The organism is Pseudomonas sp. GW821-FHT07F01 (assembly GCF_059418825.1).
In genome coordinates this window covers 233,178-254,418 of sequence record NZ_JBWKQO010000004.1, presented here as the reverse complement: position 1 = coordinate 254,418, position 21,241 = coordinate 233,178, and the positions used below count along the sequence as shown (strand labels likewise).

At 63.5% G+C, this 21,241-nt stretch carries 22 protein-coding genes; 12 read left to right on the top strand and 10 right to left on the bottom strand.

Annotation, left to right across the window (positions count from 1 at the left end):
* Positions 1–30 precede the first annotated feature (30 nt).
* Positions 31–495 (bottom strand): outer membrane lipoprotein, encoded by a 465-nt coding sequence (locus AC07R1_RS15510; protein ID WP_011059627.1) that lies wholly within the window; start codon positions 493–495, stop codon positions 31–33.
* 174 nt (positions 496–669) lie between these two features.
* Between AC07R1_RS15510 and AC07R1_RS15505 the strand changes: the two genes are divergently transcribed.
* Positions 670–906, top strand: coding sequence for a hypothetical protein (locus tag AC07R1_RS15505; RefSeq protein WP_011059626.1), 237 nt, complete (start codon positions 670–672; stop codon positions 904–906).
* 12 nt (positions 907–918) lie between these two features.
* On the opposite strand, the gene pdxH is transcribed toward AC07R1_RS15505, so the two are convergent.
* From pdxH to dinG, 5 genes are all read right to left on the bottom strand, one after another.
* Positions 919–1,566: a pyridoxamine 5'-phosphate oxidase gene (pdxH, locus tag AC07R1_RS15500; protein ID WP_011059625.1), complete on the bottom strand. Its 648-nt coding sequence runs from the start codon at positions 1,564–1,566 to the stop codon at positions 919–921.
* A 23-nt stretch (positions 1,567–1,589) separates the two neighbouring features.
* Complete coding sequence (locus AC07R1_RS15495) at positions 1,590–2,846, bottom strand: OmpA family protein (RefSeq protein ID WP_220223802.1); 1,257 nt, start codon at positions 2,844–2,846, stop codon at positions 1,590–1,592.
* Between the two features lie 140 nt (positions 2,847–2,986).
* A complete protein-coding gene (locus AC07R1_RS15490; RefSeq protein ID WP_019094465.1) occupies positions 2,987–4,132 on the bottom strand; it encodes an EstA family serine hydrolase in 1,146 nt (381 codons plus the stop codon).
* Between the two features lie 160 nt (positions 4,133–4,292).
* Positions 4,293–6,680 carry a beta-galactosidase gene (locus AC07R1_RS15485; RefSeq protein ID WP_053156658.1) on the bottom strand — a complete coding sequence of 796 codons (2,388 nt, stop codon included), beginning with the start codon at positions 6,678–6,680 and terminating at the stop codon, positions 4,293–4,295.
* Between the two features lie 93 nt (positions 6,681–6,773).
* On the bottom strand, positions 6,774–8,918 hold the full coding sequence (dinG, locus tag AC07R1_RS15480; RefSeq protein ID WP_011059621.1) for an ATP-dependent DNA helicase DinG: 2,145 nt from the start codon (positions 8,916–8,918) through the stop codon (positions 6,774–6,776).
* A 99-nt stretch (positions 8,919–9,017) separates the two neighbouring features.
* On the opposite strand from dinG, the gene AC07R1_RS15475 reads away from it, so the two are divergent.
* A complete protein-coding gene (locus AC07R1_RS15475; RefSeq protein ID WP_011059620.1) occupies positions 9,018–9,482 on the top strand; it encodes a CopD family protein in 465 nt (154 codons plus the stop codon).
* Between the two features lie 58 nt (positions 9,483–9,540).
* Here AC07R1_RS15475 and AC07R1_RS15470 read toward each other — a convergent pair whose 3' ends face one another.
* The 3 genes from AC07R1_RS15470 to AC07R1_RS15460 all read right to left on the bottom strand — a co-directional run bounded on the left by AC07R1_RS15470 (position 9,541) and on the right by AC07R1_RS15460 (position 11,509).
* A complete protein-coding gene (locus AC07R1_RS15470; RefSeq protein WP_026020132.1) occupies positions 9,541–10,299 on the bottom strand; it encodes a hypothetical protein in 759 nt (252 codons plus the stop codon).
* Complete coding sequence (locus tag AC07R1_RS15465; protein ID WP_011059618.1) at positions 10,292–10,570, bottom strand: DUF1145 domain-containing protein; 279 nt, start codon at positions 10,568–10,570, stop codon at positions 10,292–10,294. The genes AC07R1_RS15470 and AC07R1_RS15465 overlap by 8 nt, the downstream gene beginning before the upstream one ends.
* Before the next feature lie 249 nt (positions 10,571–10,819).
* Positions 10,820–11,509, bottom strand: coding sequence for a PA1041 family peptidoglycan-binding anchor lipoprotein (locus tag AC07R1_RS15460; RefSeq protein WP_011059617.1), 690 nt, complete (start codon positions 11,507–11,509; stop codon positions 10,820–10,822).
* Between the two features lie 190 nt (positions 11,510–11,699).
* On the opposite strand from AC07R1_RS15460, the gene AC07R1_RS15455 reads away from it, so the two are divergent.
* The 4 genes from AC07R1_RS15455 (at position 11,700) to AC07R1_RS15440 (ending at position 13,435) form a co-directional block, all read left to right on the top strand.
* Complete coding sequence (locus AC07R1_RS15455) at positions 11,700–12,197, top strand: DUF6231 family protein (RefSeq protein WP_011059616.1); 498 nt, start codon at positions 11,700–11,702, stop codon at positions 12,195–12,197.
* A gap of 4 nt (positions 12,198–12,201) precedes the next feature.
* The gene (locus tag AC07R1_RS15450) at positions 12,202–12,678 is read left to right on the top strand and encodes a YchJ family protein (RefSeq protein WP_495110680.1); all 477 of its coding nucleotides are present in this window, start codon (positions 12,202–12,204) and stop codon (positions 12,676–12,678) included.
* Between the two features lie 64 nt (positions 12,679–12,742).
* Positions 12,743–13,228 (top strand): LEA/WHy family protein, encoded by a 486-nt coding sequence (locus tag AC07R1_RS15445; RefSeq protein ID WP_011059614.1) that lies wholly within the window; start codon positions 12,743–12,745, stop codon positions 13,226–13,228.
* A gap of 6 nt (positions 13,229–13,234) precedes the next feature.
* Positions 13,235–13,435: an SEC-C metal-binding domain-containing protein gene (locus AC07R1_RS15440; RefSeq protein ID WP_007923047.1), complete on the top strand. Its 201-nt coding sequence runs from the start codon at positions 13,235–13,237 to the stop codon at positions 13,433–13,435.
* A 38-nt stretch (positions 13,436–13,473) separates the two neighbouring features.
* On the opposite strand, the gene AC07R1_RS15435 is transcribed toward AC07R1_RS15440, so the two are convergent.
* A complete protein-coding gene (locus AC07R1_RS15435; RefSeq protein ID WP_495110679.1) occupies positions 13,474–14,043 on the bottom strand; it encodes a cysteine hydrolase family protein in 570 nt (189 codons plus the stop codon).
* A gap of 141 nt (positions 14,044–14,184) precedes the next feature.
* Here AC07R1_RS15435 and AC07R1_RS15430 point away from each other — a divergent pair, with 141 nt between their 5' ends.
* The 6 genes from AC07R1_RS15430 (at position 14,185) to AC07R1_RS15405 (ending at position 21,232) form a co-directional block, all read left to right on the top strand.
* Positions 14,185–14,826: a glutathione binding-like protein gene (locus AC07R1_RS15430; protein ID WP_015634395.1), complete on the top strand. Its 642-nt coding sequence runs from the start codon at positions 14,185–14,187 to the stop codon at positions 14,824–14,826.
* 234 nt (positions 14,827–15,060) lie between these two features.
* A complete protein-coding gene (locus AC07R1_RS15425) occupies positions 15,061–17,490 on the top strand; it encodes a penicillin acylase family protein (protein ID WP_495110678.1) in 2,430 nt (809 codons plus the stop codon).
* 325 nt (positions 17,491–17,815) lie between these two features.
* Positions 17,816–18,598 (top strand): transporter substrate-binding domain-containing protein, encoded by a 783-nt coding sequence (locus tag AC07R1_RS15420; RefSeq protein ID WP_011059610.1) that lies wholly within the window; start codon positions 17,816–17,818, stop codon positions 18,596–18,598.
* 56 nt (positions 18,599–18,654) lie between these two features.
* The gene (locus AC07R1_RS15415) at positions 18,655–19,383 is read left to right on the top strand and encodes an ABC transporter permease (protein ID WP_011059609.1); all 729 of its coding nucleotides are present in this window, start codon (positions 18,655–18,657) and stop codon (positions 19,381–19,383) included.
* Positions 19,380–20,090: an ABC transporter permease gene (locus AC07R1_RS15410; RefSeq protein WP_011059608.1), complete on the top strand. Its 711-nt coding sequence runs from the start codon at positions 19,380–19,382 to the stop codon at positions 20,088–20,090. Before AC07R1_RS15415 ends, AC07R1_RS15410 begins: the two co-directional genes overlap by 4 nt.
* Positions 20,091–20,113: 23 nt before the next feature.
* A complete protein-coding gene (locus AC07R1_RS15405; RefSeq protein WP_152686593.1) occupies positions 20,114–21,232 on the top strand; it encodes a succinylglutamate desuccinylase/aspartoacylase family protein in 1,119 nt (372 codons plus the stop codon).
* Positions 21,233–21,241 lie beyond the last annotated feature (9 nt).

Here is a 21,241-nt window from a genome sequence, read left to right as displayed (position 1 = left end):
GGCCGGGGTTTTGTTTTGTAGCAGGGAGGGTCAGCGGGTAACGCGGCTGGTACCGTTGACCGTCATGATGCGCACGCGGTCGCCCACGCGGAACACTTCGTTTTCCTGAACCTGCTGCACATAGGCACGCATGCTGCCGTCGTCTTCACGCACGGTGATTTCAACGCCCTGGGTACGGGTCAGGCCTTCTTCAGTGGCCGAGCCCAGCAGGCCGCCGGCTACTGCACCGATGACTGCGGTGACGATGCTGCCACGGCCACCGCCGATGGCGCTGCCGCCAACGCCGCCGATCACAGCACCTGCAGCGCCGCCGATCGGGGTCTTGGTGCCTTCGATTTTCACCGGACGCAGGGATTCGATGGTGCCCATGCGCACGGTTTGCACACGACGCGCTTCATCACGGGAGTAGGAGTCACCGGTCAGGTTGGAGGCACAGCCACCGAGCAACATTGCCATCGTGGTGAAGGATGCAACCAGCAAAACAGACTTACGCATAGGATCAACTCCAAAGGACAGATAATCATTAGACTCCGCAGCTTGACGCCTGTCACGGCGTCGCCCGGATAAAATTGCTTTCATTCAGCCAAAGTACAGGCTGCGTAAACGCCAGGCTTTCTCATTACGGTAGCTCCAGCTCCCTGCATAGCGCCACCGAACAAAGGATTTTCCATGGACTACTTCATCATCATCGCGACCACCGCAGCTGGCTTGTATTTCCACTGGTGGCTGTATGTACGCATCAAGCGTTGGACCGATCGGGACCTGGCCCTCTCCCTGGCCGGAACCGATGCCCAGAAGAAGCAATTCATGCTGGAGCAACTGGCCGAGGCCCAGCGCCAGAAAGTAAAACGCCGGGACCTGCCGCAATGGCTGGAAACCGCTGCGGCCGGCTACCCCGGCGAGTGACCTGCAATCCGATCAAGGAGCCAGACGTTCGCGGACCCACTCCTGGCCTTGCAGGCGATAGTTCAAACGGTCATGCAGTCGGCTGGGGCGCCCCTGCCAGAACTCGATGCGCTCCGGCAGCAGGCGATAACCACCCCAGTGTTCCGGGCAATCGGGCTGGCTATCGCTGAAGCGAGCCTCAGTGGCCTTGAGCAACTCTTGCAGTTCGTCACGATCGGCGATCACCCGGCTCTGCGGTGAAGCCCAGGCTCCCAGCCGGCTGCCCAGGGGGCGCACCTGATAATAGGCATCGGACTCCTGTGGAGTGACCTTGACCACCCGCCCTTCAATCCGCACCTGACGCTCCAGGGTCGGCCAGAAGAACGTCATGGCGGCGAAGGGCCGTGCAGCCAGCTGCTGGCCCTTGGCGCTCTCGTAGTTGGTGAAGAAGGTGAAGCCCTGCTCATCCAGGCCCTTGAGCAACAGGATGCGGCAGTGAGGGCGACCATCGGTATCGACGGTCGCCACGGTCATGGCATTGGCTTCCACCGGCGGTTGCTCGGTTTTCACCGCATCGGCAAACCACTGGTGGAACAGCGCAAAAGGTTCAGCCGGGGCCTGCGCCTCGGACAAGCCGTCGCGAGTGTAGTCGCGGCGCATATCAGCCAGGGACTGAGTCATGCCTGCTTCCTTATCCTTGAAAATCAGTTTTTAGCCTGGGCGGTAGCCGTTGCGGTCTTCGAAGAGGCGGCGGCCTTCTTCACCGGAGCCTTCTTGGCTGCCGGCTTCTTGGCCACGGTAGCCTTCTTCGCAGGCGCCGCTTTCTTGGCGGAAGCCGCGGGTACTGGAGGCACGGCATCCTGTACGGCAACCATTTCAGTCTCGGAAGGCGTCGGCTGGTTGTACTTGCTCAGCAGGCCCAGCATGGTGCTGCGCTGGGTCAGCATGATTTCCACCCGACGGTTCAGCGAGCGACCCTGGGGGCTGTCGTTGGCGGCACGCGGCATCACCGAACCCATGCCACGCAGCATCAGGCGGTCCTGCTTCAGGCCGCTGAGGCTGAAGATTGCCGCTACGGACTGGGCACGATCACGGCTCAGTTTCTGGTTGGCCAGGGTCGGGCCGGTGGCGTCGGCATGACCGAGAATCAATACGGCAGTCTTCGGATCACCTTCCACCGCCTTGGCGACGCGGGTGAACGGACCCAGGGTGACCGGCAGCAGCATGGCTGGACGATCCGGGTTGAACGAGGCATCTACCAGCGCAGTGACCACCAGCACGTTTTCACGACGCTCGATCTGCAGCTTGCTGTCCTTCACCGCTTCGCGCAGGCGTGGCTCGTAGTCGTCCAGCCAGGCCTGGGTGATTTTCGGGTCGGGCATCGGGATGTCCGCCACATTGACCTTGCTCAAAGGCTTGGGCTGGCTCTTGGGGAACGGCCACCACCAGTGGGTTTCGGAGTCGGCTGCCGCTGCCACTGCCGGCGCTGGGGCAGGCTCGGCCTTCTTCGCTTCGGCCACTGGCTTGTCGGAAGAATCCTTGGAGGAGAACGGCCACCACCACTTGCTGCTCTCGGCCTTGGCGGCAGGAGCGGCAGGGGCTGCGGCAACGACCGGCGCTGGAGCTGGAGCTGGAGCGGGCTCGGCAGCAGCGACAGGCGCCGGCTTGGCGCCAGCAGCGGCCTTGGCGGCAGGGGCCGGGTGCTTGCCAGCGGCTGTGTTCTTGGCAGCAGGGGCCGGTGCAGCGGCCTTGGCCACTACCGCAGGCTTGCTTGCAGAAGCGGCAGGTGCGGCTTCAGTGGTGGCAACCGGCTTTTCAGGCGCAGCTGGGGTTTCCTTGCTGCTGGCCTTATCGGAGCCGAATGACCACCAGTGGCCGCCATCCGCTTCATTTTGTGGGGTTTGCGCGCAACCGGTGACGGTCAGGCAGATGGCCAAGGCTAGAGACTTGTTCGACGACATGGGATATCCACAAAATGAGATAAAAAATTCGGTCTAAACAACCGTTACAAACAGACGCTTGGAAATTATAAAAGCCACAGGGTTCCATCCTGCAGCTTTCCAAGCATGTTTAAGCAAAAAAGTTCTTAACAGCAACCTTTTTACAGACAATCCGACAAAACCCGCACCAGCTTCTGTGCCCGAGGGTCCATCAACACATAGGGCCCCAGGGTATTTGTCACAAAACCGAACGCCACATCGTGCTCCGGGTCAGCAAAACCGATGGAGCCCCCTGCCCCCGGATGCCCGAACGCCCGCGCGCCCAGGCCAAAGGTGGCATTGGCTACCTGGGGCTGATCGAGCATGCAACCCAGGCCGAAGCGGGTCTGGGTCAGCAACGTCTTGTCCATGCCCAGGCTGTGCTCCCGCGTCAGCTCTTCGAGCATGTCGGCTTCCAGCAAACTGCCGTCCAGCAGGCCGCTGTAGAACCCGGCGAGGCTGCGGGCATTGCCGTGGCCGTTGGCCGCCGGCTGCTGCATGCGCCGCCACTCGGGTTTATTGGTGCTGGTCAGGATAGACGGTGGATTGGTAAACGCCCGAGTACTCATCGCATCGGGTTCGCGCATGGTGACTTGCAGCAGGCGCTGGGCCGCAGCATCGCCGATGTTGCCCTTGCCACGGGCGATATGCGCCACGCGGTAGAACTCCTCATCGGCCAGGCCGACATGGAAGTCCAGCCCCAAAGGCCTGGCGACCCGGGCCACGATGGACTCCCCCGGCCCGCGCCCATCGGCACGCCGGATCAACTCGCCCACCAGCCAGCCATAGGTGATGGCTGCGTAGCCGTGCCCCTCACCGGGCGTCCACCAGGGCTGCTCGGCGGCCAGGGCATCGACCATGGTCTGCCATTCGTACAGGGCTTGCGCAGGCAACAGCTCGCGCACTGCCGGCAGGCCGGCCTGATGGCAGAGCAACTGGCGCAAAGTAATGGCTGCCTTGCCCGCCGCGGCGAATTCCGGCCAGTAGTCGGCCACGGGCGCATCCAGCTTGAGCTTGCCCTCGGCCACCAACTGCAGCGCGGTGACTGCGGTAAAGGTCTTGGTGCAGGAGAACAGGTTGGCGATGGTGTCGCTGTGCCAGGCCTCGGCGCCGTCCTTGTCCGCGGTACCGGCCCACAGGTCGATGACGGTTTCCCCGCCGACCTGGATGCACAGCGCCGCGCCGCGCTCCTGGGAGTCCTCGAACAGGGCGGCGAACGCCTCGCGTACCGCTTCGAATTTAAGCTCGTAATGACCTTGAATCTGCACCCCTGACTCCCCCTGCAACAAAGCTCGACAACGTGGCGCGCATTGTTCCAGCCCCGAAGGCATTTGGGAACAGCCGGCGAGCTGCCAGCTGTCACCGGCAAACCCTCGTTTCAGAGGGCTGCCCGGGGTTTCCCGGAAAGCCGCTCAGGCCTTGTGAACGTCAATGACCGTTACCGGCATGGCCTCCGGCGTGCCCGCCCGGGCCCTTGCCGGCGCGGCCTTTGTCAGCACCATCGCCCCCATGCTCGCCAGCCACGGCCTGCTCCGCCTCGACCCGAGCCTGCTCCGCGGCCTTGCCCAACTGGTCAATGGCCTGCAGGTTGCTCTTGCGCACGCTGTCGACAAAGCCCTGGAACGGCACATCGGTGATGCCCACCAGGCCGAAATGGCCGTTTTCACCGTCCAGCAAGCGCCCGGTCACCGGCTGGTCCAGGTACTGGAACCAGTGCACGCCGACAATCGACGGCTCGCTGACCGCCTGCTTGAGGAAGTTGGCATAGGCCGGGCCACGGTCCTCTTCCCGGGCCAGCTCGGTCACACCGCCCCAGAACGGACCGCGATCCCGGGAACCGAAGTTGAACTCGGTCACCAGTACCGGCTTGTCGAGGCTGCGCAGGTAGGCAAAGTCCTGACCGTCCTGGGGCTTGAGGGTGTACATGTTGAAGCTCAAGACATCGCAGTACTGGGCGCAGGAAGCCACGGCCTCAGGGTTGCTCACGGCAAACCGCCCGCCCAGCAGCAGGTGGTTGGGGGCGTGCCATTTCAGCGAGTCGGAGATGGTCTTGAAGTAGGTATCGGCGAAGACCTTCTGGAAATACTTGAAGTCGGCCTCGATCTCCGGGTGCTCCGGGCTCGGCAACGGCGGCACGAACCCCGGGTCTTCCATCAACTCCCAGGCCGGCAGGTCGATGCCCCAGGCTTTCGACAGCCCGGCCTGGTTGCGGTACTTGTCCCGCAGTTGCTTGAGAAACGCGCGCTTGGCCGGTACGTCGGTGGTCAGGCGCAGGGTGCCGTAGGCCAGGGCATAGCGGGATTTGGCATCGTCGCCAGGGCCGGCCCAGGCCAATTCGTTGTCGGCAAAGTAGCCGATCAGCCAGGGGTCGTCCCGATGGTCGCGGGCGGCAATGGCCACGGCACGTTCGGTGGCCATGGCAAAGCGCGGGTCGAAAGGATCCGGCATGCCGCCCCACCAGTCACTGCCGGTGCTGATGCTGGCGTAATCACCCACGATCGACAGCGGCAAGGTGTAAGGCACCCGGTCGGCCAGCCCCAGGGCCGGAGCGCTCCAGTTGCCGATGGTATTGAAGCCCCAGGCCTGCAAGCGGTCCAGGGTGTGGCCAACCCAGCGTTTCTGGTCGAAGGCCGGTGCCACGCAAGGAGTTGCCTGGGGCGCCGGCGAGGTGTCGGCCGGCGCCTGCTGCGCAGTGGCACTGTCCGCGGTGCAGGGCTTGCCGTAGGTCCGTTGCAGGTTGGCCTGATAGAAGTCATACCAGCGCCCTGAACCATAGCCACGGCCCTGGTCGGCGCCATTGCCGCCACGGTTGTCGCCTTCACCGTAATACGCCGCCAGGGGTTCGTCGTCCTTGGGCAAGGCGCCGAACATCCATTCCCGGCCCGCGACATAGGTCTGGTTGTTGTCGGGCGCCACAGTATTGACCCCCAGTGAATAGAACGGATGCCCCTGCGGGGTCACGAGGAACCAGCGGCCATCTCGTTTTTCCGTGCGAAAGAAACCGCTGGCCTTGAAGCTCGGCCCCTTGTTCCAGCCACCGTAGCTGTCCAGCGAAGCCTTCTCGCGCTCTCCCAGCCAGCCCTGGAGCTGTTGTTGCTCCTTGGCGTCGGCCGCCTTGAGCTGATCGTCGCTGGTGATCTTTTCCGGCCAGCGGGCCCGGGTCGATTGACCGTAGGCATCCACCAGGGAACCGTAGACCGCCTTGATCACCCCCTCGCCGTCCTGCACGCCGAAACGCTCCAGCAGAATGCTCTGGGCCGCCTTGGGGTTGTCCATGGACAAGGTCACCGACACCACCTGGCTGCGGTCCAGTTGCCCTTCACTGCTGGCCAGCAGGATGCGCTGGCCGTCCAGGGTCATCGGCATCGGTGGCGCGGCCTTCATGCCCTGGCTCAGCGGACTGCTGGCCACCAGTGGCACCAGCAGGGTCTGCGCCGGGCCGGCCGGCAGGTCGACGCGGCTGACCAGGGTCTTGCCATCATTGCTCTGGATAGTCACGTAGAGGGTCAGGGCCCAGTTCATCGCGCTCTGGATACGCAGGCTCATCATTCCCGACTGCGACCAGTCCCAGGCCCCGCTCTGGGGCGCCAGGCTCAGGCTCGGCCGGCTCGTGGGGTTGAAGATGATGCGCCGCAGCACTTCGCCTTCGGCCGTTTGCTCTGCGTTGGATTGCGGCAGGCTGGCATCCTGTGTCGCCACCTGCACCACAGCAGCAGGTCGGACAAAGTTGAACAGCGTCTGTTGTCCGGCCGGGGCCGCCCAGACGGGCGCGGCAAACAACAGGGCAAATACAGCGGGCAACGAACGGCGAATCATATGAACCTGGCTCTCCCTAAAGACCGATGAACGGCCGGTGCTGAAGCGGTGACATGAAATAGACAGCACGGCACGCAAATATGCGGGCCGTGCTTAAGATATTTCTCGGCGAAACGGCGGCAAGGCATTGAGGATAGCCTTGCCATAGCGCTGGGTGACCAGACGGCGGTCCAGCAGAGTGATGGTGCCGCGGTCCTGTTCGGTGCGCAGCAGGCGACCGCAGGCCTGGACCAGCTTGAGGGATGCATCCGGCACCGAGATTTCCATGAACGGGTTGCCACCACGGGCTTCGATCCACTCCGCCAGCGCCGCCTCCACCGGGTCATCCGGCACCGAGAACGGGATCTTGGCGATCACCACGTGTTCGCAGTAGGCCCCGGGCAAGTCCACCCCTTCGGCGAAACTCGCCAGGCCGAACAGCACGCTGGAATCGCCACCGTCGACCCGCGCCTTGTGCTTGTTCAGGGTTTCCTGCTTGGACAGGTTGCCCTGGATGAACACCTGCTTGCGCCAGTCCCGGTCCAGGCCGTCGAACACGTCCTGCATCTGCTTGCGCGAGGAGAACAGCACCAGGGTGCCTCGCGAGCCCTCCACCAGTTCTGGCAGGTCGCGAATGATCGCCGCGGTATGCGCCGGCGCGTCCCGCGGGTCGGCCCGCAGGTCGGGCACCCGCAGCACCCCGGCATCGGCATGGTGGAAAGGGCTCGGCACCACGGCGGTCACGGCCTTTTTCGGCAGGCCGGCACGCATGCGGAAACGGTCGAAAGTGCCCAGGGCAGTCAGGGTCGCCGACGTAACCAGGGCACCGTAGGCCACGTTCCACAGATTGCGCCGGAGCATTTCCGCAGCGAGGATCGGGCTGGCGTTGACCTCGATGTCGAACAGCGAGCCGCTTTCGGCCAGGGTCAGCCAACGGGCCATGGGCGGATTGTCTTCCGGGTCCTCGACGGTGAACGCGGTCCACAGTTCCCAGTTGCCCGAGGCACGGGCCAGCAGGCTGCCGAACAGCGGGTACCACTCTTCGGCCTGGTTGCTGGCGATACCGATGTTGACCTCGCCATCCATGCCTTCCTTGAGCAACTCGGTCAGGCGGGTGAACAGGTCGGTGAGACGGGAAAAGCCCTTTTTCAGCTCCAGGCCCATCTCGCGCATATGCTCGGGGATCAGCCCGCCGACAAAACGGTGGCGTGGCCGCTCGCGGCCTTCCATGTCTTCGCCGGTGCGGAAATCGGCGATCTGCTCGCAGGCGGTGAACATGAACTGCTGCTGGGTCTTGATCTCCCGCGCCAGCTCCGGCACCTGCTCGATCAGGCGCCCCAGATCACCCGGCAACGGGTGCTGGGCCAGCAGCTTGGTGAGGTTCTTGGCGGTCTGCTCCAGCCAGTCGGCAGTGGAGCGCAGGCGGGTGTAATGGGCGAAGTGGCCAATGGCCTTGTCCGGCAGGTGGTGACCTTCGTCGAACACATAGAGGGTGTCGCGCGGGTCCGGCAGCACCGCGCCGCCGCCCAGGGCCAGGTCGGCCAGGACCATGTCGTGGTTGGTGACAATCACATCGACCTTGCCCATGCCCTCCCGAGCCTTATAGAAGGCGCACTGGCCGAAGTTCGGGCAATGGCGGTTGGTGCACTGGCTGTGGTCGGTGGTCAGGCGCGCCCAGTCGGCGTCTTCCAGGGCCGTGGGCCAGCTGTCGCGGTCGCCGTCCCATTTATTGCCGGCGAGTTTTTCGATCATGCTGGTGAACAGCTTCTGGCTGGCTTCATCCACTTCGATCTTGAAGCCTTCTTCCTCGAACAGCTGGGCCGTGGCGGTCTGGGCGTGGCCTTCCTGGAGCAGCATGTCGAGCTTGGACAGGCACATGTAGCGACCCCGGCCCTTGGCCAGGGAGAAGCTGAAGTTCAGCCCGCTGTTGCGCATCAGGTCGGGCAGGTCCTTGTAGACGATCTGCTCCTGCAGGGCGACGGTGGCGGTAGCGATCACCAGGCGCTTGCCGGCGGCCTTGGCCGTGGGAATTGCCGCCAGGCTGTAGGCCACGGTCTTGCCGGTACCGGTGCCGGCTTCCACGGCGACCACCGCCGGGTCGCCACTGCGCCGGCCTTCGTCGTCGGTGTCGATATCACCCAGGACCTTGGCCACTTCGGCGATCATCAGGCGCTGGCCGTAACGCGGCTTGAGGCTCTTGGCTTCGAGAAAACGCGAGTAGGCGCCCTGGATCGTGGTTTTGAGTTCGTTGCTGATCATGGTTTTTCGGGCGCACAAAACGCTGGATAAATTTTCAGTGGTTCGAATCGGCCGCTATCATACCCCGCTAATTCATCCCGCGCAGAACGGAGTACCCGAATGACCCCTTTCGCCCTTGCCTACACCCTGCATGTCCTGGCCGCCCTGGTCTGGGTCGGCGGCATGTTCTTCGCCTGGATGGTCCTGCGCCCGGCGGCCATGGTGGCCCTGGAGGGGCCGGCGCGGCTGAAGTTGTGGGCGCAAGTGTTTCCGCGTTTTTTCGTCTGGGTGTGGATCGCCGTGGTGCTGTTGCCGATCAGCGGTATCGGCCTGCTGCATTTGCGCTTCAGCGGCTTTGAAACCGCGCCCAAGTATGTGCAGATCATGATGGGCCTGTACCTGGTGATGACCGCCCTGTTCATCCGCATCCAGTCCTTGCAGTTGCCGGAGCTGCGCAAGGCAGTAGCGGCCGAGGATTGGCCCGCTGGTGCCGCGGCGCTGGGCAAGATCCGCCGGCTGGTGGGCAGCAACCTGATCATCGGCCTGGTGCTGGTCGCCCTGGCGGCGGCCCGGCCGACCTTCTGAAAACAGGCCGCCCGCTACAGAAGCGGGCGGCCGGGCAAGGTTCAACGCAAACGTTACGTTACAGGCGCTGCACCGTCAGCGCGCCAGGCTCGCCGGCCGGGCCGGGCTGCCCCTGGGCGCCGGGCCGTCCGCTCTTGCCACCGTCGGTGCGGTACACCAGGCACCCCTTGGACTTGCCGCCCGCACCCGGCTTGCCACCGGCACCGGCCAGCCCGCCTGCACCACCATCGACCCAGACCTTGATCTGCTCGCTGGGGAAGTCCCGCGGCAGTTCCACCCGGACCTGGGCGCCTGCCGCACCAGGACGGCCATCGCCGCCATTGTCACCGTCAGCCCCACGCCCCGCGCTGCCCCAGGTGCAGCCCGGTTCCTGGCCATTGGCGCCATCCAGACCGACATAACCCGGCGCACCGGCACCGCCCCGGGCATCCACGGACAGCGTCTCGGCCTGTAACGACTCGATGCGCAGGTTCAGGTTGCGCCCCGGCTTGGCGGCCTTCAGGTAGGTACCCGGCGCGCCTCGGGAAGTGATCTGGCTACCCGCTTCCAGCTCCGCACGGCGGACAGTCAAGTGCAGGCTCTGTTCGGTAGGGACGATGGCGATCCGCGCCTCATGCCCCAGCCGCAGTTCGTCCACCTTGAGCTCGGTGACATTGGCCGGGATCAGCAAGGTGCCATAGTCCGCCACTTCCAGCCGCTCCAGTTGCAGAGTGCTGGCGGTATTGGGCAGACGCATCAGGGAGTTGGTTTCGACCTTGACCACCTGGGCCATGGCCAGGGGGCTGCAGAAAAGAGCCAGCAGGCAGAGCTTACGCATGGTCGGCCTCGACAACGACAGGAGCAGGAAGAGTCTGCAGGTGGAAGATCCCCACCAGCAGGATGTACAGCCGGTCACGCCAGGGATGTGGCCGATCCTTGAGGCTGCCGTTGAACAGCAGCAGTTCCAGCAAATGGGTCAGCAGCAACAGGCTGCCCGCCAGATTCACTAGAAGATGCAGCGGGTTGATCAACGGCCTGGCCAGGTTGATCAACACCACCAACCAGAAAACCAAGGTCAGAAACTTCCCCAGCCCCCATAAAACCTTCATACGCTCCCCTCGTGAATTATTCTTTGCGCGCACAGTAACGACTTATCCCGGGGGTAAGCCAGAGGGGAATGAAAATTCTTCACGAAGTGGCTGTTTAGCCACCGGATCGACGAGGATCGCCCGTTACAGACAGGCTGAGCCCATCGCCGAGAAGGCACCGGGATCAAAGGCTCCTGCGCCATCAGCATGGCCCTGGCACAGGAGCAGAGGCGGCCACATGTGGCTCATCGCCGCACAGGCCCTGGGGTTTCAGCGGTTGATCTGGATTTCCGTACGACGGTTCATCGCCCGGCCTTCGGCGGTCTTGTTATCCGCCACTGGCTTGCTTTCACCGGCGCCGGTTACCGAGACGAAACTGCTGCGGGGAATGCCGTTGCTGATCAGGTACTCCACGACCGAGTGGGCACGCTTGTCCGAGAGTTTCTGGTTGTAGGCATCGCTGCCGACGCTGTCGGTATGGCCGGTCACTCGCAGTTGGGCACTCGACGCCTCCTGTTTCAGTCGGGTGACGATGGTGTTGAGCTTGGTTTTGTCGGCATCGGTCAGCTTGGCCGAGTCGAAATGGAAGTGCACATCACGAATGACAATGGTTTCTTCCTTGACCACTACCACCTCTTCTACCACCGGTGGCGGTGGTGGGCAGCCGTTGGCATCGACCTGGACGCCTCTGGGTGTGTGGGGGCACTTGTCGCGGCTGTCCGGCACGCCATCGCCGTCCTCGTCGCCATCACCTTTTACCCAGCAGTACGCACCCGCCAGGCCACCGACCACCAGTGCGCCGCCGCCCGCCCACGAGGAGCTTTCGGTGGCGCCCAGCGCCGCGCCCGTGACGCCACCTACCGCGGCGCAGATCGGCCAGTCGGTTTTCTGCAAACCTGCACAACCAGTCAACACACTGGTTAACAGAACCAGGGGTACTGCCGTCCGAATGATGCTCATCTGATTTCTCCTGAGGGATCGGCTCAAGGCCGATTCACGGAGTAAAGACCGCGCATTTCATCTGCGCCAGCACCTGGCTATCACCGGTTTCGCCCCGTAAACACGGGAGGTTCGCCGATTTAGTGGTGAACCGCTCTAGGCCCGCAGATGCCGGCACGCTAGTCTTTAGCGTTCTGACCGAGGAGCTAAGATGAGCGCCGGCATTTCCAACCGTACCCCGCAGCAGGCCCTGGCGGCTTTGCTGGATCGCTACGCACCACAACAGCTGCTGCTGATCGGTGCCAGCGACTTCCCCGCCCTGGCTGCCTTCAAGGAGGCCCACCCCACGACCCAAGTGGCCCAGGCGGCACCCGGCCCTCTGCCTGCGGAACTGGCAGCGCGGCGTTTCGACCTGGCCCTGGCCGTGGATTGCCTGGAGCACTTGCCCAAGCGCGACGGCCTGAACCTGCTTGGGGGCATTCGCAACCTCAATGCCAGCCGGATCGCCGTGCTGGCCGACCTGTGTGCCTGCGGCTGGCAGGAAACCGACTTCTATTCCCTGGCGTTGCAGGCCAGCGAACGCTTTCAGCGCGATGAACAGGTCCTGACCCTGTTCACCTACGATCTGCTTGAATACAAGCAAGTGCCCGATTGGCTCAATTCACGATTCTGGGCAAACCCGGAAAACTTTGGAAAGTATTGGTGGTAACACAATGAGTGCCTCGATTTGTCCCTGCGGCAGCGGCAACCTGCTGGATGCCTGCTGCGGCCACTACCATGCCGGTCATCCGGCGCCCTGCGCGGAAGCCCTGATGCGTTCGCGCTACAGCGCCTATATGCTGGGGCAGGTGGATTACCTGCTGGCCACCACCCTGCCGGCGCAACAGGCGGGCCTGGATCGCCAGTCCATCAGCGACTGGAGCGCCCAAAGCACCTGGCTGGGGTTGCAGGTCGAAAGCTCGGAAGTCTTCGGCGGCCAGCCCGAGCATGCCTTTGTCACCTTTACTGCCCGCTGGCACGACAGCCAGGGCGAGCATAGCCACCGCGAACGCTCATCCTTCGTGCAGAACCAGGGACGCTGGTATTTCATCGACCCCACGGTTCCCCTCAAATCCGGCCGCAACGACGCCTGCCCCTGTGGCAGCGGGCACAAGTTCAAGAAGTGCTGCGCCAGCTATTTCAGCCGCTGAGCCGCGACCGGCCGCTACCAACCCGGGCCCAGGATGGGCACCGGCATCCAGAGGGAGTCTTGCAATGATCGGTGAGCTGCGTGCGTTACGAACCTTGTGCCTGCTCGGCGCGCTGAGCCTGACGGGTTGTGCCTCCTGGTTCAGCGATGAGTCCGTCGACCCGACGGTGCATCTGGTCAAGGTCGAGGTGGTCAAGGCCAACCTGCTGGAACAACGCTTCACCCTGCACCTGCGGGTGGATAACCCCAACGACAGCGACCTGACCGTGCGTCGCCTGACCTACAAGGTCTACCTGGAGCGCTTCCTGCTCAGCGAAGGCGAGCACGAACACTGGTTCACCGTCACGCCCCACAGCAGCCGCTTCTTCAAGGTGCCGGTGCGGACCAACCTGTGGCCGCAGATCCGCGATGTGGTGAAATTGCTGCGCAAGCCCGAGCGACCTATCCCCTACCGCCTCGAAGGGGAACTGGAAATCGGATTATTCATCGGCCAGGACGTGCACCTGAAGCGCAATGGCGTGATAATTCCCGGCGATTTTATCCCGGAGTAACCCGCAATGACCCAGCAACCTCATGTCCATGGCCCTGACTGCAACCACGATCATGACCATCACGATCACGACCATGGCCATGTTCACGGCCCGCACTGCAACCACGCTCACCAGGAGCCGGTACGCAACGCACTGAAAGACGTTGGCCGCAACGACCCTTGCCCATGCGGCAGCAGCAAGAAATTCAAGAAGTGCCACGGCGCCTGACTTGAGCGCGGGCGGGGCCTGCCTTAGCACTTGCGCCTTCAGCTGCCCCCGGCCTCCTGGGCCAGCAACTGCGCCAGGTCCAGGACGGTGGCGTACTCGCCATCCAGATTGGCCAGCGACATGGCATGCACCTCCTCGGCACTACGGGCCCGACCGTTGAAGTCGGGCTTGTCGAAGGTGTAGCAGGCGTCGGCCACCACCCACACGGCAAAGCCCAGGTTGCCAGCCGTACGCGCCGTCGACTCCACAGAGTTGTTGGTGGCAACACCGACAATCACCAACCCGGCAATCCCCTCGCGCCGCAAATCCGCTTCCAGCGAATTGGCGCAAAACGCATCCGGCACCTGCTTCTGAACCCGCCATTCCCCGTCCCGGGGCTCAAAGCACGGTTGAAACTCCACCCCCGACTGCCCGGGCCAGAACACCGAATCCGGCGAACGCGACAGGTGTTGCACATGGATCACCGGCCAGCCGCGGGCGCGCCAGTGGGCCAGCAGTTCGAGCATCCGCACCTGCGCCTCGGGGTTGTTGCGCGGGCCAAGCCGAGGCTGGAGGATGCCTTGCTGCTGGTCGATGAGCATCAGTGCGGTGCCGGCCGGAAGGGGCATGTTTTTCTCTGTGGAGGTCATTGAATTTGCCGCACTTGAGCATCACTTAGCTGTTCAGGCAAGCCATCGAATGCAGACAGGACGACCTAATGCCGGAGTTTGCTGTCCTTAAGCACAGATACATCCCAATTGGAGCGTTCCATGATCGACCTGTATTACTGGACCACCCCCAACGGCCACAAGATCTCCCTGTTCCTGGAAGAAGCCGGCCTGCCCTACACCCTGTACCCGGTGAACATCGGCCTGGGTGAGCAATTCAAGCCCGAATTCCTGAAGATCGCGCCCAACAACCGCATTCCGGCGATCGTTGACCACCAACCCGCCGATGGCGGCCAGCCACTGTCGCTGTTCGAGTCCGGGGCGATCCTGTTGTACCTCGCGGAAAAGACCGGCCAGTTCCTGCCCCAGGACCTGCGCGGGCGCCAGGAAGCCCTGCAATGGCTGTTCTGGCAGATGGGCGGGCTGGGACCGATGGCTGGGCAGAATCATCACTTCAGCCAGTTCGCCCCGGAAAAGATCCCCTACGCCATCAAACGTTATGTGGATGAAACCGCGCGCCTGTACGGCGTGCTCGATCGGCGCCTGGCGGACCGCAAGTTCGTCGCCGGCAGCGACTACAGCATTGCCGACATGGCGATCTATCCCTGGATCGCTTCCTACAAGAAGCAGAGCCAGAAACTCGAGGACTTCCCGCATCTGCAGCGCTGGTTCAACAGCATCCAGGCCCGGCCGGCTACCGAGCGGGCCTATGCCCTGGTAGAGCAGGTCAATCCCGCCTCCTGAACCTTGTGCCTGCAGGAGCTGGCTTGCCAGTCACGGTGCCCGCAAGGGCCAGCCAAGGCCAGAAGGCCTCTTCGCCGGCAAGCCGGCTCCTACGGGTTTTGCCAGGCGCCGACGCGCCGGCGATCGCTATTTGCAGCGTCGTCGAGAAATACCTCCTGCCCCCGCTTGCGCGGCACTCGCCTGCTCACTAACGTAGCGCCTTTATCGACGCTACCCCCCCGCAGGAGCTTTGCCATGGCCTCGCCAGCCTTCTCACATTTTCTTCCCCGGTTCGGCGTTGCCGCGGCAGTGGCCAGTGCTCTGAGCCTGGCCGGTTGCCAGTCCTGGAACACTCAAGACACCCTGCCCCCCACCTCTGGCGTGCAACCGCTCAAGGGCCTGGCACAGAACGTTTCCGTGCGGCGCAACGCGGTCGGCGTACCGCTGATCGAAAGCAGCAGCTTCCATGACGCCCTGTTCACCCTGGGTTATGTGCACGCCAGCGACCGCATTGGCCAGATGGTGACCCTGCGCCTGCTGGCACAGGGCCGCCTGGCCGAAATGTCCGGTGCCGACGCACTGGAAGTGGACCGCCTGATGCGCGCGATCAACCTGAAGAAAAGCGCCGATGAGCTGTACAAGGCTTCGTCGCCACGGATCAAGCGCTTCTTCGAGGTCTATGCCCGGGGCGTCAACGCCTACCTGTTCCGCTATCGCGACAAGCTGCCGCCGGACCTGGCAGCCCAGGGCTACACCCCCGAATACTGGAAAGCCGAGGATTCGGCGCTGATCTTCTGCCTGCTGAACTTCGGCCAGTCCGCCAACCTGCAAGAAGAGATCAACGCCCTGGTGCTGGCGCAGAAAGTCGGCAGCGACAAACTGCCGTGGCTGACTCCGAGCTATCCCGATGAACCCCTGCCCCTGGCCGAAGCGGACAAGCTCAAGGGCCTGAATCTCACTGTGCCGGGCCTGAACGAAGTCAGCCGCGCCATCAACCGTCTGGCCCAGCTCAACAGCCTGGGCACCCGCGGCGGCAGCAACCTGGCCATCGCCCCACAGCGCAGCCGCACCGGCCGCAGCCTGCTGGCCGCCGACAGCCACCTGCAAGCCTGGTACTACGCCCAGATCCGCGCGCCGAAATACCAGGCCGCTGGCGCGTCCATCGCTGGCCTGCCGGCGATTCTCCAGGGCTTCAACGGCAAGGTGGCCTGGAGCATGAGCTCGGTGGAGGGAGACAACCAGGACCTGTTCCTGGAAAAGCTCAAGCGCCAGGGCAACGCCCTGTACTACCAGAACAACGGCAAATGGCAGCCGGTGACCGTGCGCAACGAAACCTACTTCGTCAAAGGCCAGCGGCCGATTCGCGAAGCCGTGTACGAAACCCGCCATGGCCCGCTGCTCAACAGCGCCCTGGGGGCAGCGCTCGGTAACGGTTTCGGCCTGGCCCTGCAGACGCCGGAGCTCAAGGACGACAAGACCCTGGACGCCTTCTTCGACCTGTCCCGGGCGCAGAATGTCGAGAAGGCCTCGGATGCCAGTCGGGAAATCCGCGCCATCGCCCTGAACATGGTGTTTGCCGACGCCAGCAACATCGGCTGGCAGGTCACCGGGCGCTTCCCCAACCGCCGCGAAGGCGAAGGCTTGCTGCCCTCACCGGGTTGGGATGGCCGTTACGACTGGGACGGCTACGCCGACCCGATGCTCCACCCCTACGACCAGGACCCGCCCCAGGGCTGGATCGCCACCGCCAACCAGCGAGTGATCTCGCGGGGCTACGGCATGCAGCTGTCCAATTCCTGGCACGCCCCGGAACGGGCCGAGCGCATGGCCGGTCTGGCCTCCAGCGGCAAGCAGGACAACCGCAGCCTGATCGCCCTGCAGTACGACCAAAGCACCCTGTTCGCCGCCAAACTGAAAAAGATGTTCGAAGCTCCGGGCATGGCCCAGCCGCTGAAGCAGGCCATCGAGGCCTTGCCCGATACCGAACGCGCCAAGGCCAGGGAAGCCTATAGCCGCTTGCTGGCGTTCGACGGCAAGGTCAGCGCCGGCTCGGCCGACGCGGCGTTGTACGAATTGTTCCTGCAGGAGAGCGCCAAGCAGATCTTCCTCGACAAGCTCGGCCCCGAGTCCAGTGACGCCTGGCAAGCCTTCGTCGCCAACGGCAACCTTTCCTACTCGGCCCAGGCCGACCACCTGCTGGGCCAGGACGACAGCCCGTTCTGGGACGATTCGCGCACCGCGCAAAAGGAAGACAAGCCAGCCATCCTCGCCCGCAGCCTGGCAGCCGCCATCAGCTCCGGCGAGCAACTGCTGGGCGCCGACCGCAAGGCCTGGCAATGGGGCAAGCTGCACAGCTACCAGTGGACCAACGCCAATGGCCGGCAGATCCGTGGCCCGCTTCAGGCCGGGGGCGACCACAACACCATCAACAGCGCCGCGTACCGTTGGGGGCAGGATTTTGCCATCACTGATACACCGGCCCTGCGCTTGATCGTGGATTTCGGCCTCAGCGAACCCTTGATGGGCCTCAACAGCAGCGGCCAGTCCGGCAACCCGGTGAGCCCCAACTATGCCAACGGCATCGACGGCTGGCTCAAGGCCCAGTACCTGAGCCTGCCGATGCAACCGCAGAACTTCGAGCGCAGCTACGGCAAGACCCGCCTGACCCTGGTTCCAGGCAAGTAACCTTCCCCCACCCGCTTGCACGTCCTGTGCAAGCGGGCCTGCTCCAAAACGAACAGCTCACCGGCGCCCTCAACCGCGCTTGGCACTGGCAGCCCTGTCAGTTCGCCCATCGTAGATTGCCCACCCCTTCGCACCTTATTGGCGCCTGCCAAAAATCACGCCCCATCTCGGCGCACGGGTTCCCTCGTGTCGCTGCTTTCCAGCGCTTTTAAAACACCTGTTCGGGACTCTGGTTCGGAAATTGCTACTTTCATTAAGTCTTATGCGGTCCAGTAACAGTACTCATGCGCCACAAGCGCTCATATTGGTTCTTAGGGATTGAATAATGAAAAAAGCATTGCTGACCCTTTCTGCATTGGCTCTCTGCATGGCCGCCGGCTCCGCGCTGGCCAAGGAATACAAGGAACTGCGCTTCGGCGTCGACCCTTCCTACGCCCCCTTCGAATCCAAGGCCGCCGACGGCAGCCTGGTGGGTTTCGACATCGACCTGGGCAATGCCATCTGTGCCGAGCTGAAGGTCAAGTGCAAGTGGGTCGAAAGTGACTTCGACGGCATGATTCCAGGCCTCAAGGCCAATAAATTCGACGGTGTGATCTCGTCCATGACCGTCACCCCGGCTCGCGAGAAAGTCATCGACTTCTCCAACGAACTGTTTTCCGGCCCCACCGCATTCGTGTTCAAGAAAGGCTCGGGACTGAGCGAAGACACCGCCTCGCTCAAGGGCAAGACCGTCGGCTACGAGCAGGGCACCATTCAGGAAGCCTACGCCAAGGCCGTGCTGGACAAGGCCGGGGTCAAGACCCAGGCCTATCAGAACCAGGACCAGGTCTATGCCGACCTGACTTCCGGGCGCCTCGATGCCTCGATCCAGGACATGCTGCAGGCCGAACTGGGCTTCCTCAAGTCACCGCAAGGCGCTGACTATGAGATCAGCAAGCCGGTGGACGACCCGCTGCTGCCGGCCAAGACCGCGGTGGGTATCTCGAAAGGTAACAAAGAGCTGAAAGCGCTTCTGGATAAAGGTATCAAAGCGTTACACGATGATGGCACCTACGCCACCATCCAGAAAAAACACTTCGGTGACCTGAACCTCTACAGCGGTAAATAACCTGTCGGCGCCCATCCTCGATGGGCGCCTTTTTTATCGCTACGGGTCACAGATCGATGCTCGAAGAACTTCTAAAAAACCTGGGGCTTTCCGCGCTCAGCCTGAAGGGTTTCGGCCCTCTGCTGCTGGAAGGTACCTGGATGACCATCAAGTTGTCGGTGTTGTCGCTGCTGGTCAGCGTTTTACTGGGGCTGATCGGCGCCAGCGCCAAATTGTCCAGCGTTGCCCTGCTGCGGGTTCCGGCACAGCTCTACACCACCCTGATCCGCGGCGTGCCGGACCTGGTCCTGATGCTGCTGATTTTCTACAGCCTGCAAACCTGGTTGACCTCCTTTACCGATTTCATGGAGTGGGACTACATCGAGATCAATCCCTTCAGCGCCGGGGTGATCACCCTGGGTTTCATCTATGGCGCCTACTTCACCGAAACCTTTCGCGGGGCGATCCTTGCCGTGCCCCGGGGCCAGGTGGAAGCGGCCACCGCCTATGGCCTGAAACGCGGCCAGCGCTTTCGCTTCGTGGTCTTTCCGCAAATGATGCGCTTTGCCCTGCCAGGCATCGGCAACAACTGGATGGTGATGCTCAAGGCCACGGCCCTGGTGTCGATCATTGGCCTGGCCGACCTGGTCAAGGCTGCGCAGGACGCCGGCAAGAGCACCTACCAACTCTTCTACTTCCTGGTTCTGGCGGCGCTGATCTACCTGTTGATCACCAGTGCCTCCAACTTTGTCCTGCGCAGGCTTGAACGGCGCTACGCCGCCGGCGCCCGGGAGGCCGTGCGATGATCGAACTCCTGCAGGAATACTGGCGTCCCTTCCTTTATAGCGATGGCTACCACGTGACCGGCCTGGCCATGACCATGTGGCTGCTCAGTGCCTCGATCTGCATCGGCTTTTTGGTGTCGATCCCGCTGTCCATCGCCCGGGTCTCGCCCAAGCGCTACATCCGCTGGCCAGTGCAGTTCTACACCTACCTGTTTCGTGGCACACCGCTCTATATCCAGTTGCTGATCTGCTACACCGGGATCTACAGCATCGCCGCGATTCGCGCACAGCCAGTCCTGGATGCGTTCTTTCGCGATGCAATGAACTGCACCATCCTTGCCTTCGCCCTGAACACCTGCGCCTACACCACGGAGATCTTCGCCGGGGCGATCCGCAGCATGGCCCACGGCGAAGTCGAAGCGGCCAAGGCCTATGGCCTGAGCGGCTGGAAGCTGTACGCCTACGTGATCATGCCCTCGGCCCTGCGCCGCTCGTTGCCCTACTACAGCAACGAAGTGATCCTGATGCTGCACTCCACCACCGTGGCCTTCACCGCGACCATTCCCGACATTCTGAAAATCGCCCGCGACGCCAACTCGGCGACCTTCCTGACATTTCAGTCGTTCGGCATCGCCGCCATCATCTACCTGTGCGTGACCTTCGCCCTGGTGGGCCTGTTCCGCCTCGCCGAACGCCGCTGGCTGGCTTTCCTCGGGCCGACCCACTAGGACTTGCTGCAGGAAAACCGTCAATGCGCCACGAGATCCACGACCTGCTCGCCCCGCTGCCGGGCACCGCGCGCCAGGTCCACAGCTTTCACTTCGGCCCGCCCCAGGCCGCCGGCAAGGTCTATATCCAGTCCTCCCTGCACGCCGACGAGTTGCCCGGCATGCTGGTGGCCTGGCACCTCAAGCAACACCTGGCCGAGCTGGAAGCCGCCGGGCGCCTGCGCCAGGAAATCGTCCTGGTGCCGGTGGCCAATCCGGTGGGCCTGGAACAGGTGCTGATGGATGTGCCCCTGGGCCGCTACCAGCTGGAAAGCGGGCAGAACTTCAACCGCGGCTTCGCCGACCTGGGCGAACAAGTCGGCGATGCCATCGAAGGGCTGCTCAATGCCGACCCTGAACACAACCTTGAACTGATCCGCCGTCACCTGATCGATGCCCTGGCGCGCCAGCGGCCGCAAACCCAACTGCAGTCCCTGCAGTTGACCCTGCAACGGCTGGCCTGCGATGCCGACATGGTGCTGGACCTGCATTGCGACTTCGAGGCTGTGGCACATCTCTACACCACCCCCGAAGCCTGGCCCCGGGTGGAGCCGCTGGCTCGCTACCTGGGCGCCGAAGCCTGCCTGCTGGCCACCGACTCCGCGGCCTGGTCGTTCGACGAATGCTTCAGCCTGCTGTGGTGGCAACTGCAACAGCGCTTCGGCGAGCGCTTCGCCATCCCGACAGGCAGCTTTGCGGTGACCGTCGAGCTGCGCGGCCAGGGCGACGTCAACCACGGCCTGGCCAGCCTCGACTGCCAGGCCCTGATCGACTACCTGACCCGGCTTGGGGCCATCGACGGTGAAGCGCCGCCACTGCCCGAGCTGCCCTTCCCGGCCACGCCCCTGGCCGGTGTCGAACCGGTGGCGACCCCGGTAGGCGGGCTGCTGGTGTTCAACGCGCTGCCCGGGGAATACCTGGAAGCCGGGCAACTGGTGGCCGAAATCATCGACCCGATCCACGACCGGGTCACCCCCATCCATTGCAACAACGCCGGGCTCATGTACGCCCGCTCGCTGCGACGCATGGCCACCGCAGGCATGGTGATCGCCCATGTCGCCGGTCGCGAGGCCTATCGCAGCGGTTACCTACTTTCGCCTTGAGGATGCACG